8 protein-coding genes are annotated in these 12,853 nt (G+C 71.6%); 2 read left to right on the forward strand and 6 right to left on the reverse strand.

From position 1 onward, the window contains the following. Positions 1-194: 194 nt before the first annotated feature. Positions 195-3,353 (reverse strand): glycosyl hydrolase 115 family protein, encoded by a 3,159-nt coding sequence (locus tag ACH5A8_RS19665; RefSeq protein ID WP_399003554.1) that lies wholly within the window; start codon positions 3,351-3,353, stop codon positions 195-197. Between the two features lie 480 nt (positions 3,354-3,833). On the opposite strand from ACH5A8_RS19665, the gene ACH5A8_RS19670 reads away from it, so the two are divergent. Both ACH5A8_RS19670 and ACH5A8_RS19675 read left to right on the forward strand, forming a co-directional pair. After that, a complete protein-coding gene (locus ACH5A8_RS19670; protein WP_399003556.1) occupies positions 3,834-4,919 on the forward strand; it encodes a LysR substrate-binding domain-containing protein in 1,086 nt (361 codons plus the stop codon). 92 nt (positions 4,920-5,011) lie between these two features. Continuing rightward, the gene (locus ACH5A8_RS19675) at positions 5,012-6,412 is read left to right on the forward strand and encodes an alpha-lytic protease prodomain-containing protein (RefSeq protein WP_399003558.1); all 1,401 of its coding nucleotides are present in this window, start codon (positions 5,012-5,014) and stop codon (positions 6,410-6,412) included. A gap of 138 nt (positions 6,413-6,550) precedes the next feature. Here the strand turns inward: ACH5A8_RS19675 and ACH5A8_RS19680 are convergent, their stop codons facing one another. The 5 genes from ACH5A8_RS19680 to rpsL all read right to left on the reverse strand — a co-directional run bounded on the left by ACH5A8_RS19680 (position 6,551) and on the right by rpsL (position 12,575). Continuing rightward, a complete protein-coding gene (locus tag ACH5A8_RS19680) occupies positions 6,551-7,798 on the reverse strand; it encodes a hypothetical protein (RefSeq protein ID WP_399003560.1) in 1,248 nt (415 codons plus the stop codon). A gap of 416 nt (positions 7,799-8,214) precedes the next feature. Then, the gene (tuf, locus tag ACH5A8_RS19685; RefSeq protein ID WP_399003562.1) at positions 8,215-9,408 is read right to left on the reverse strand and encodes an elongation factor Tu; all 1,194 of its coding nucleotides are present in this window, start codon (positions 9,406-9,408) and stop codon (positions 8,215-8,217) included. Positions 9,409-9,564: 156 nt separating this feature from the next. Beyond that, a complete protein-coding gene (fusA, locus tag ACH5A8_RS19690; protein ID WP_399003564.1) occupies positions 9,565-11,691 on the reverse strand; it encodes an elongation factor G in 2,127 nt (708 codons plus the stop codon). A 39-nt stretch (positions 11,692-11,730) separates the two neighbouring features. Then, positions 11,731-12,201: a 30S ribosomal protein S7 gene (gene rpsG / locus ACH5A8_RS19695; RefSeq protein WP_003992340.1), complete on the reverse strand. Its 471-nt coding sequence runs from the start codon at positions 12,199-12,201 to the stop codon at positions 11,731-11,733. Positions 12,202-12,203: 2 nt separating this feature from the next. Next, entirely contained in the window at positions 12,204-12,575 is a 372-nt protein-coding gene (rpsL, locus tag ACH5A8_RS19700) for a 30S ribosomal protein S12 (protein WP_003948652.1), read from the reverse strand. Between the last annotated feature and the right edge of the window lie 278 nt (positions 12,576-12,853).

The following is a 12,853-nucleotide window of genomic DNA, read 5'->3' on the forward strand; positions in this document are numbered from 1 at the left end:
GCCACCGCATGGCTGCCGCAGGCGTCCCCTCGGAGCCGCGAACAAAAGTGGGTTCCGATCAGCGGGCGGTCTCCGGCGCGTGCGATCGCAAGGCGCCGGAAGGTCCTTGCAGCGGAGCTACCAGGGCCTTCCGGCAACGCGGCGAGGGCGCGTGCCGGACACCGCCCGCCGGGGCCCGCTTCTGTCCGCAGCTCTTAGAGCCGCCTGCTCTCCACCGGCCCCAGATACGTCCGCGGCAGGCCCCCCGTGTCGATCAGCAGCCGCTGCACCACCACCGTCGGGTCCACCGTCCAGAACTTCAGGCGGTGCGCGCCCGCCCGGGCGATCGTGTGCCGCGTGGCCGTGCGGTTGACGTTGTCGGAGGTGTTGCGGGCCCACCGGGTGTTCATCGTGCCGTCGTCCGAGCCGGTGGCCGCGATGACGTCCACCGTCTGCGGGGCGTCGTCGTCGAAGGAGATCGCGTAGCGCAGGGCGCCGGCGCTCGCCGCCAGGGCCGGGTTGCGGGGGGAGAGTTCCGCCCAGACCGTCACCTCGCCCGGCGCGGTCAGCAGGGTCACCTCGTACTCCAGGCGGTCGGAGTCCGCGCCGCCGGGCGTCCGGGGCGGGGACGTGACCGGCCACGGGGTCATGCCGGACGTCGTCCGGCCGATGCCGTCCAGGCGGCGCCACCGGCCCACCGCGCGGTCGTGGTGCTCGGCGTCGATCGCGACGTAGCCGCCCGCCTCGACGAAACCGCGCAGCCCTCGCGGGGACGGTTTGCGGGCGGTGCAGGCGACGGTCACCGTGCTGCCCGCGCCGGTGACCGTCAGCGTGCCCTCCGCGCCGTCGGCCGGGACCCGCGACCAGTCGACCCGCACCTCGACCCGCACCTGCTGTTCCACCCGGCCCCTGGGCCGGTCGGCCTTCAGCCACGGCGCCGAGGCCCGCACCTCGTAGGCGAACGGCGTGCGGCCCCGGTTGAAGATCTCCACGTACTGCTGCGGGCGGGTCTGGTACGGGCTGAACTCCGGGAGCCCCGGCCGCTCGATCCCGGCGCCGCCCGGCCACCAGCTTCCCGCGTCCTCCGCGCCGTCCACCGACACGCCCAGCGCGGCGGCCTCGGGCAGCTCGATGCGCTTGACCGCCGGGAACAGGACGTCCGGGATCGCCACGTTGTCCACCTCCGGCTGCTGCCAGCCGGCGTTGGGGCCGTAGCGGTCCACGTCGCCGTAGTCGATGTGCGGCTGGGTCTGGAAGCCCTGCCACTTGCCGCCCGCCACCTCGGAGTCGAAGCGTTCGGCCAGGGCGAGATCCTGCTTCAGGCCGGCTTCCGCCTGCCCGGTCAGGTCGTTGGCCGCGGCCCTGCCCTGGGCGGCGTAGAGGAGGTTGGTGAACTCCGCCCGGCGCAGTTCGTACAGGTTCGCGGTCGCGGCCACCTCGTAGCCGACCAGCTCGAACCAGGCGTCCTGGGTGCCGCGCGGCAGTCTCCGCGCCACCTGGTCCGCCCGCTTCGCCAGCGCCTGCCACTCCTCGGTCACCCGGTCCAGCTCGCGGTCGGCGAAGTAGTACGGGCTCCGCTGGTCGTCGTAGACCACCTGGCCGGCCTCGACGGTGATGCGGCGGTTCAGCAGTTCCGGCTTGCGGCGGGCCTGGAGGCGGCCGTAGGCGGAGAGGATCTCGGCGATGGCGGCGGCCTGGTCCTCGCCGAAGTTCTGGCGGGCGTAGCGGCGCTCCCACTCGGCCAGCCGCTCCTGCGGCCAGTTCTCCGGGTTCCAGGCGTAGCCGAGGAAGAACTCGGTGGGCAGTTCGTTGCCCTTGAGGTCGCCGACGTTGGTCACCCACAGGCCGTGGTTGCCGAAGGCGTGGGCCTGGTGGAGCTGGTCCCACATGTTGGTGAGGTTGGCGGTGTCGACCCACTTGTAGTTGCGGCCCGCGCCGACGTAGTCGAAGTGGTAGTACAGGCCGTAGCCGCCGGCGCGGTCGGCCTCCGCCGGGTCGGGGTGCTTGCGGATGTTGCCCCAGTTGTCGTCGGTGAGGACGACCGTGACGTCGTCCGGCGCGCGCAGGCCCCGGTCCCAGTAGTGCTGCACCTCCTTGTACAGCGTCCACACCTGCGGGGTCTCGGCGGCCGGCCGGCCGGTGACCTCCTCGATGATGCGGCGCTGCTCGGCGATGATCTCCTGCATCAGCTCGACGCCGTCGCCGTCCGGGAGGCCGGTGTCGCCGTTGCCGCGCATGCCGACGGTGACCACGCCCTCGAAGCCCTCGTCCACCATGCGCTGGACGCCCGCCCGCCAGTACGCCTTGAGCGCCTCGGCGTTGCGCCGGTACGACCACTCGCCGGTGCCGCCGTAGGGGTCGTGGCCGGGTGTGACGATCGTGCCGTCCGCGTCGCGCACCGCGGGGGTCGCGTGGCGGTTCCACTCCTCGATGCCGCGCATCATCGGGGCCTCGTGGGAGGTGCCCATGACGATGCCGTACTCGGCGGCACGCCGGTGGTTGTCCGGGTCGTCCTCGGCGAACGCCCTGCCCCACACCGCCGGCCAGAGGTAGTTGGCCTTCAGGCGCAGCAGCAGTTCGAACACCTTGGCGTAGAAGTCGGCGTTGAAGCCGCCCGGGTAGCCCTCCGCCTTGCCCGGTCCGAAGTAGCGCGGGGCCCAGGTGCCGAGGGCGGGGTTCTCGTCGTTGATGAAGACGCCCCGGTATCTGACCGTGGGGCTGCCCTGGGTGTGCCGGCCCGGGAGCACCCATACGTGGTTCCGGCGCACCGCGGGCACGTCGTCCCACCAGTACCAGGGCGAGACCCCGATGCCGTACGAGACGTCGTAGGCGCCGAAGACGGTGCCGCGCGGGTCGCTGCCCGCGATGACGAGGGCCTGCTCCACGCCCGGCATGGGATGGTCCACGACGGCCTGCAGCGATGTCTCCCACCGGCCGCGCACACCCGTCACGTCCAGTTTGCCCGACTTCACCAGGGTGTCGATCAGCGGGCTGCGGCCGATGGTCCCGACGAGCACGGCGCGGCGGGCGACGGTGCTGCCCGGCCGTACGCCCGTGACCCGGCCGATGTCGGCCCGCAGGTCGGCGGCGACCCGTACGACGCCGGGGTGGTCGTCGGCGCTGACCAGGACGGGGGCGCCGACCAGGGGGAAGGCTCCGTGGGCCGGGGAGGAGGCAGCGAAGGAGATGTACGCACCGGGGTCCGTGACCCGCGGCCCGCCGGCCCCGGCTGCGGTCCCCGGTCCCGCTGCGGGTCCCGTCCCGGCCGGGCTCGCGATCTCCCCGGACGCCCAAGCGGCTCCCGACGACGACAGCACGGGCAGGGCGGCGAGCCCTGCCCCCAGTACGGCCCTGCGACTGACGTGCGCGGACATGACGCACCCCTCCCGTCCGAATTTGGTCAGTGGCATGACAAATGGTGGGGCGAGTGGCGCGTGGGGGCCAGGGGTCGTGCGCGCCGAATAGTTTCGTAACCGCCGCACGGACGCCCGCCCGACCCACCCGGGTCCGCCGCACGGCGCCCGCCCCATCCACCCGGGCCCGTGGCACGGACGCCCGCCCGACCCAGCCGTATCCGCCGCGTGGGCGCCTGCCGAGTCCGTCCGCGTCCGCCGCCCGCACGCCTGCCTGAGTCCGTCGCCCGGCCGCCCACCGGTGCCCGCGTCCGTCACCCGCCCGCACCCTTGTCCCCGCCGTCCGCCCGCACCCGCACCCGTATCCCCCGCCGTCCGCCCGCACCCGCACCCGCGTCCCCTGCCGTCCGCCCGCACCCGCGTCCGCCGCGCGCCGCCCGTGCCTCCAATGGTCCGGACCAACCCCTTGCCCCGGTGTCGCGGAGGTCGCAAGCTCCCTGCATGGAGCTGGAGTTGCGGCATCTCAAGACGGTCCGGACGATCGCCGAGGCGGGGAGTCTCACCCGGGCGGCGACGGTCCTGGGGCTCGCGCAGCCGGCGCTGAGCGCCCAGCTCAGGCGGATCGAACGGGCCCTGGGCGGCGAGCTGTTCGAGCGCGGGCGGCACGGTGTGCGGGCCACCGCGCTCGGCGAACTGGTGCTGGAGCGGGCGCGGATCGTGCTGCCCGCGGTGAGCGAACTCCAGCAGGAGGCCGTCCGGTTCGCCCGGACCCGCACCGGACGCACGGCCCAGCGGCTGCGGCTGGGCAGCACGCACGGGCCGCTGCTGGGCGCCCTCGTGGACCTGCTGGCCGCCGCCGCGCCCGACACCCAGGTGACCACCCACGCCTCCTGGTCGGAGCGGGAACTCGCCGCGCTGCTCGCCGAGGGACGCCTCGACTTCGCCGTCGCCGGGGCCTGCGGCGCCTCCGCCCCGCCCGGCGACGAGGACCTCGTCTGGCAGGAGTTCGCCGTCGACCCGGTCTTCGTCATGCTCCCCGAGACACACCCGCTCGCCCACGCGCCCGAGGTGGAGCTCGCCGAACTGGCGGACGAGGAGTGGGCCTGCGTGCCCGGCGACGGCTGCTTCGCCGACTGCTTCACGGCCGCCTGCGCCCGCGCCGGCTTCACCCCCGGCCGGATGTACGAGACCGACGTCGCCTCCTGCGCACACCTGGTCCAGGTGGGCCGGGCGGTGGGGCTGTGCCGGGCCACCTTCCCCACCACGCCCGGCATCGCGACCAGGCCGCTGGCCGGCACGCCGCTGCGGTGGCGGCACCTGCTGGGCTGGCACCCGGGCACCCAGCGCGCCCGGACCGCGGCGACCGTCCTCGCCCAGGCGCGCAGCGCCCACGCGGACGCGGCGGCGCGCAGCCGGAGCTACGCCGACTGGCTCGCGGGCGGCGGCCACACCGACGGACCCGACGGGCGCGACGGCCACACCGACGGACCCGACACGAGCGAAGGCCACACCGGCCGGCCCGGCAGGAGCGGCGGCGACGACTCCGGCGGGAGCGACCCCCTCGGCGGGAGCCGGTCCCTTCCATAACACCGGGCACGGGGGTCAACCGGAGTCTTACGCCGCCCGCTCGGGCCTCCCTACGGTTTCGGCACCTCCCCACCGAAACCGAGGAGACCCCCATGCTCCAGCGACACACCAGAGCCGCCCTGGCCGCCGCCGCGGCGACCGGCGCCCTGGTCCTGACGGGGCTGAGCGGCACCGCGAGCGCCGGTACGGCCCCCGGCGCCCCACGCGCCGCGCAGCCGAGGGCGTCGGCACCGACGGCCGCCGAGACGCTGCGTACCGCCGACACCTCCGCCGCCGTCCTGCACGCCATGCAGCGCGACCTAGGCATCGACCGGCAGCAGGCCGAGCGGCGGCTGTCGAACGAGGCGGAGGCGGGCGCCACCGCGGGCCGGCTGCGGGCCGCCCTGGGCGCCGAGTTCGCGGGCGCCTGGGTCCACGGCGCCGACTCGGGCACGCTGACGGTGGCGACCACCGACGCCGCCGACGCGGCGAAGATCAGGGCGCGGGGCGCGGAACCCGTCGTCGTGGGGCACTCCCTCGCCGCGCTGGACTCGGCCAAGGCCCGCCTCGACCGGGCGGCCACGCACCGGGACACCACCGGTACCCCGGTCTGGTACGTCGACGTCCGCACCAACGCGCTGGTGATCGAGGCGGTACGGCCGGCCGCGGCCCACGCGCTGCTGACGGCGGCCGGAGTCGACCCGTCCCTCGCCAGGGTCGTGAAGTCCGCCGAGCGTCCCCGCCCGCTGTACGACCTGCGGGGCGGCGACGCGTACTACATCAACGGCAACACCCGCTGCTCGATCGGCTTCCCCATCACCCGGGGCACCCAGCAGGGCTTCGCCTCGGCCGGGCACTGCGGGCGGGCCGGCTCCACCACCACCGGCTCCAACCAGGTGGCGCAGGGCACCTTCCAGGCGTCGATCTTCCCGGGCAACGACATGTCGTGGGTGGCCGTCAACTCCAGCTGGACCGCGACCCCCTACGTCAGCCAGAACGGCCAGAACCTCCAGGTGACCGGGTCCACGGTGGCGACCGTGGGGGCGTCGGTGTGCCGGTCCGGCTCGACGACCGGCTGGCACTGCGGCACGGTGCAGCAGCTGAACTCCAGCGTCACCTACCAGGAGGGCACCGTCTCCGGCGTCACCCGCACCTCGGTGTGCGCGGAGCCCGGCGACTCCGGCGGCTCCTTCATCTCCGGCAGCCAGGCGCAGGGCGTCACCTCGGGCGGCTCCGGCGACTGCACCAGCGGCGGGACGACCTACTTCCAGCCGGTCAACCCGATCCTGAGCACCTACGGGCTCACCCTGAAGACCACCACGGGCGGCCCCGGCGACCCGGGCCCCGGTGACCCCGGCCCCGGCGACCCGGGCGGCACCTGGGCGGCCGGCACCGTCTACCAGGCGGGCGCCACGGTCACCTACGGCGGCGCCACCTACCGCTGCCTCCAGGGCCACCAGGCCCAGCCGGGCTGGGAGCCGCCGAACGTGCCCGCGCTGTGGCAGCGGGCGTGAGCCACCGCCCGGCCCGCCGGCCGGGCCGCTGAACCACCGACCACCGTGGGGGTGGGCCGGGCCCGGGTGCACCGAGGGGGAGCACCCGGGCCCGGCCATGTCCGCCTCCCGGCCGAGCCGGATCCCGACGGGAGGGACCTAGGTGCGGCTGACCTCGCCGCACCCCTCCTGCTTCCCGGTCCCCAGGGTCCTGCTGCGGTCGTACGGGTCCGTGGCGGCGCCGGTGGCCGGGGCGCCGGTGGGGGCGTCACCGGGGAAGACCGGATGCGCGTAGCCGTCGTAGACGGCGCACTCGTTGTTGTAGGTCTCGGACGAGTACTCGTCGAGCGACAGCTTGCCCGGGGTGGCGATCCACTTGGCCGGGTCCGCGAGGTCCGTGGTCAGCACGCGGCGGACGATGGTGCGCGCCACCTCGTCGTCGCCGTCGGCGCGCATCAACGGGTAGACGAAGGTGTAGTCCGCGTGCACCTTCACCTGGCCGGGCTTCCCGGCGGAGAACGTCATGTGGCCGCGCACCTTCACCGTGTCGCCGGCCAGCCGGACACGGGCCGGGTCGAATCGGCTGACGAGCGACAGCGGATCGTGCTCGCGGCTGGGGTCGCGCAGCGAGCGCCGCAGGTCCGACAGCGTCCCGGGCTGCTTCGGGTCGAGGAGCGCCATCGCCTTCACCGGCTGCGCCCCCCGCAGTACGGCCGGATCCAGGTTGGTGCCGACGAGGAACTCCTTGGTGCGGCGCAGCGCGAGCGCCACGTCGTCCTCGCCCAGTGAGCCGACGGCCTTGGCCTTCGGCAGCTCGATGGCGTCCGCGCCGTCGGCCCAGGCCTGGGCCGGCGAGCCGAGGAAGGGGTGGGCGAGGGTGGGCGTCCCGGCCTGGCCGGCGTCGCCGGGGGCGCCGCTCGGCAGCGCCGTCTCGGCGGGCAGCTGCGAGGGCGCGGCGTCGGCGGCCGCCGTGTGGTGTCCGGGGAGCCGGCCCAGCAGCAACGAGGGCCGTACGGCGACGACGGCGAGGACGACCGCGAGGGCCACGCCGAGCACGGACCACAGGCGGCGCCGGCGCCGGCCGCGACCGTTCATCTCCCGCCAGGCGGGCCCGGTGTGCCAGCCGGCCGGGGTCCAGGGCCGGGGGCCGTGCGACTGTGCCGCCCCGCGGCGACGCCACCAGCCCCGTCGACCCCGCCGGCCGCCGGCGTCCGCCCTGGCCGCCTCGGCCTCCGCCTCCCGCAGCCGCCGGGTCACCATCCGCGCCCGCGCCGAGGGCTCCTTGGGCGCCGGGGCGCCACCGCCCTCCACCGACTCGCGCAGGAACGCCTCCCACTGCTCGTCGGGTATGGACGATTCCGCGCCGGACCGCTCATCGGGCTGCTCAGGGGGCGGGACGGTACTCACGAGCTCACTCTCTTCAGGCGACCGGAGCCAGGTTTCCGCAGTCGACAGCGGCTGGACAGCCAGGTGCGGGAGACGTGATCCAACCGGTGCCGATCCATGATCACTCGTATACCGACGGATCCGTCCGTCTCGCCCCGGCCCCTCCTGACCACCGGTCCCCCGGCTTCTCCCGGCCTCTCCTGACCACCGGTCCTCCGGCTTTTCCCGGCCCCTCCTGACCAACGGTCCTCCGGCTTCTCCTGGCCCCTCCTGACCACCTGGCCTCCTGTGGGCCCACCGCCCGCAGGCCCGCCCCACCCCCGCCCTCGACCGTCCGGTCGTCCCGGCCGCCCCCGGGCACGCGAAAGGGCCCGTACGACCGAAGTCGTACGGGCCCTCCCCGGTGCTCAGCTCACGCTGCGGCTACCGGGCCGAGATCACTTGTTGATCTTGGTGACCTGGCCGGCGCCCACGGTGCGACCACCCTCGCGGATGGCGAACTTCAGGCCCTCTTCCATGGCGACGGGCTGGATGAGCTCCACCTTCATCTCGGTGTTGTCACCCGGCATGACCATCTCGGTGCCCTCGGGGAGGGTCACCACGCCGGTCACGTCCGTCGTGCGGAAGTAGAACTGCGGGCGGTAGTTGTTGAAGAACGGCGTGTGGCGGCCACCCTCGTCCTTGGACAGGATGTAGGCCTGCGCCTCGAACTCGGTGTGCGGGGTGACCGAGCCCGGCTTGATGATGACCTGGCCGCGCTCGACGTCCTCGCGCTTGATGCCGCGGAGCAGCAGACCGACGTTCTCACCGGCCTGGCCCTCGTCGAGCAGCTTGCGGAACATCTCGATGCCGGTGACCGTGGTGGTGGTCTTCTCCTGCTTGATGCCGATGATGTCAACGGTCTCGTTGACCTTCAGGACACCACGCTCGATACGGCCGGTGACGACCGTGCCGCGGCCGGTGATGGTGAAGACGTCCTCGATCGGCATGAGGAACGGCTTGTCGACGTCGCGCTCCGGCTCCGGGATCGCGCTGTCGACGGCGTCCATGAGCTCCAGGACCGACTGGCCCCACTTCTCGTCGCCCTCGAGCGCCTTCAGCGCCGAGACCTTGACGACCGGGACGTCGTCGCCCGGGAACTCGTACTCGGAGAGGAGCTCACGCACCTCGAGCTCGACGAGCTCCAGGATCTCCTCGTCGTCCACCATGTCGGCCTTGTTCAGGGCGACGACGATGTACGGAACGCCGACCTGGCGGGCCAGGAGCACGTGCTCCTTGGTCTGCGGCATCGGGCCGTCGGTGGCGGCGACCACGAGGATCGCGCCGTCCATCTGCGCGGCACCGGTGATCATGTTCTTGATGTAGTCCGCGTGACCCGGGCAGTCGACGTGGGCGTAGTGACGCGCCTCCGTCTGGTACTCGACGTGCGCGATGGAGATGGTGATACCGCGCTGACGCTCTTCCGGCGCCTTGTCGATCTGGTCGAAGGCCGAGGCCTCGTTCAGGTCCGGGTACTTGTCGTGCAGCACCTTGGTAATGGCGGCCGTGAGGGTCGTCTTACCGTGGTCGATGTGACCGATGGTGCCGATGTTGACGTGCGGCTTAGTCCGCTCGAACTTCGCCTTCGCCACTGGGGTCCTCCTGTGGAGTGGTTCTGTACGCCTTACTCATCGGCGCCAGGTGATCTTTGCTGGATGGCCCGGATCCCGGGGGCATCCCTGCCGTGATTGCGGCGGAATGCCCCACGAGGCTCCGGAGTCAAGCCTAAGGGCTGGAACTCGGGAGAGTTACTCGCCCTTGGCCTTCGCGATGATCTCCTCGGCGACGTTCCGGGGAACCTCGGCGTAGGAGTCGAACTGCATCGAGTAGCTGGCGCGACCCGACGTCTTGCTGCGGAGGTCTCCGACGTAGCCGAACATCTCCGAGAGGGGCACGAGGCCCTTCACGACGCGGGCACCCGCCCGCTCCTCCATGGCCTGGATCTGGCCACGGCGGGAGTTGATGTCGCCGATGACCTCACCCATGTAGTCCTCGGGCGTGGTGACCTCGACGGCCATCATCGGCTCCAGGAGCACGGGCGAAGCCTTGCGCGCGGCCTCCTTGAAGGCCTGCGAGCCGGCGATCTTGAACGCGAGCTCGGAGGAGTCGACCTCGTGGTAGCCACCGTCGAGAAGCGTGACGCGGACGCCCGTCATCTCGTAGCCGGCGAGGATGCCGAACTGCATGGCCTCCTGCGCACCGGCGTCGACCGAAGGGATGTACTCCTTCGGGATGCGGCCACCGGTCACCTTGTTCACGAACTCGTACGAGGCGTCGCCGCCCTCGATGGGCTCGATCGCGATCTGCACCTTGGCGAACTGACCGGTACCACCGGTCTGCTTCTTGTGGGTGTAGTCCACGCGCTCGACGGCCTTGCGGATCGTCTCGCGGTAGGCGACCTGCGGCTTGCCGACGTTGGCCTCGACCTTGAACTCACGGCGCATGCGGTCGACGAGCACCTCGAGGTGCAGCTCGCCCATGCCGCCGATGATGGTCTGGCCCGTCTCCTCGTTGGTGTGCACCTGGAAGGAGGGGTCCTCCTCCGCGAGACGCTGGATGGCGACACCCAGCTTCTCCTGGTCACCCTTGGACTTGGGCTCGATCGCGACCTGGATGACCGGCGCCGGGAAGTCCATGGACTCCAGGATCACCGGGTTCTTGTCGTCGGACAGCGTCTCACCGGTGGTGGTCTGCTTCAGGCCCATGACGGCGACGATGTCACCGGCGCCCACCGAGTCGATCTCCTCACGCTTGTTGGCGTGCATGCGGTAGATCTTGCCGATGCGCTCCTTCTTGCCCTTGACGGAGTTCAGCACCGAGGTGCCGGACTCCAGGCGGCCCGAGTAGACCCGGACGAAGGTGAGCTTGCCGAGGTGCGGGTCGCTCATGATCTTGAACGCGAGGGCGGAGAGCGGCTCGTCCTCCGACGGCTTGCGCTTGACGACGACCTCGGGGTCCTTGACGTCGTGGCCCTCGATGGCCTCGACGTCGAGCGGGGTCGGCAGGTAGCGCACGACCGCGTCGAGCAGGGGCTGGACGCCCTTGTTCTTGAACGCGGTGCCGCAGAACACCGGGGTGACCGTGGTGTCGCTGGACTTGCCGGAGGCGATGGTGATGCGGCGGATGGCCGCGTACAGCTGCTCCTCGGTGGGCTCCTGGCCCTCGAGGAAGAGCTCCATCATCTCCTCGTCGTTCTCGGCGACGGCCTCGACGAGCTTGCCGCGCCACTCCTCGGCGGCCTCGGTGTGCGTGGCCGGGATGTCGACGACGTCGTACATCTCGCCCTTCGCCGCCTCGGCGGACCACACGAGCGCCTTCATGCGGACCAGGTCCACGACACCCTTGAAGTCGGCCTCGGCACCGATCGGCAGCTGCATGACCAGCGGCTGCGCGCCCAGGCGGTCCGAGATCATGTCCACGCAGCGGTGGAACTCGGCGCCGGTGCGGTCGAGCTTGTTGACGAAGCAGATGCGCGGCACGCCGTAGCGGTCCGCCTGACGCCACACCGTCTCGGACTGGGGCTCGACGCCGGCGACGCCGTCGAACACCGTCACGGCACCGTCGAGCACGCGCAGCGAACGCTCCACCTCGACGGTGAAGTCGACGTGGCCCGGCGTGTCGATGATGTTGATGGTGTGGTCGACGTCGTCCAGCGGCCAGTGGCAGGTGGTGGCAGCAGAGGTGATCGTGATGCCACGCTCCTGCTCCTGCTCCATCCAGTCCATGGTGGCAGCGCCGTCGTGGACCTCACCGATCTTGTACGAGACGCCGGTGTAGAACAGGATCCGCTCGGTGGTGGTCGTCTTGCCCGCGTCGATGTGGGCCATGATCCCGATGTTGCGGACCTTGGCCAGGTCAAGTGAAGTGGTAGCCATAAGGCTTCAGTCTTCTCTCGGTCTCGATGTGGGTAGCGACTACCAGCGGTAGTGCGCGAAGGCCTTGTTGGACTCGGCCATCTTGTGCGTGTCCTCGCGCTTCTTCACAGCGGCGCCGAGGCCGTTGGAGGCGTCGAGGAGCTCGTTGAGAAGGCGCTCGGTCATGGTCTTCTCGCGACGGGCGCGGGAGTAACCGACGAGCCAGCGCAGCGCGAGGGTGTTGGCGCGACCGGGCTTGACCTCGATCGGCACCTGGTAGGTGGCGCCACCGACACGGCGGGACTTGACCTCGAGGGTCGGCTTGATGTTCTCCAGCGCGCGCTTCAGCGTGATGATCGGGTCGTTGCCCGTCTTCTCACGCAGACCCTCCATGGCACCGTAGACGATGCGCTCGGCGGTGGAGCGCTTGCCGTTCAGCAGCACCTTGTTGATGAGGGAGGTCACCAGAGGAGAACCGTAGACCGGGTCGATGATGACCGGGCGCTTCGGGGCGGGGCCCTTACGAGGCATTCTTACTTCTCCTTCTTGGCGCCGTAACGGCTGCGAGCCTGCTTGCGGTTCTTGACACCCTGGGTGTCGAGCGAGCCGCGGATGATCTTGTAGCGAACACCCGGCAGGTCCTTCACACGGCCGCCGCGCACGAGCACGATGGAGTGCTCCTGCAGGTTGTGTCCCTCACCCGGAATGTAAGCGGTGACCTCGATGCCGCTGGTCAGACGCACACGCGCGACCTTGCGGAGGGCCGAGTTCGGCTTCTTCGGGGTGGTCGTGAACACACGCGTGCAGACGCCACGACGCTGGGGCGAACCCTCGAGTGCGGGCGTCTTGTTCTTCTCGACCTTGTCCTGCCGGCCCTTGCGGACCAGCTGCTGGATCGTAGGCACTACTTCTCCGGTTTCTGTGTGCCGAATGGTGAAGCTAACCTGAAACGTCGCCGACCCACGCGGTCGGGTGTGTCGAATCCCGCGGACTCCCGCCGCACGTGCAGAAAGAGGCGCAGATTGCGGTGGCCGATAGCGGCTCCCGATGCGGTTTGGAGGCACGCACGAGGGCCAGGGCACACCCCAGGCACAAGGTCTGAGCGTACCTATCGCATTCGCTGCGGTCAAAACAAATGCCCGCGCGAGGGACACGACGCTCGTCCGTCCGGCCCGCGGAGCCC

The sequence above is a fragment of the Streptomyces sp. NPDC018610 genome, from assembly GCF_044391765.1.
GTDB lineage: Bacteria > Actinomycetota > Actinomycetes > Streptomycetales > Streptomycetaceae > Streptomyces.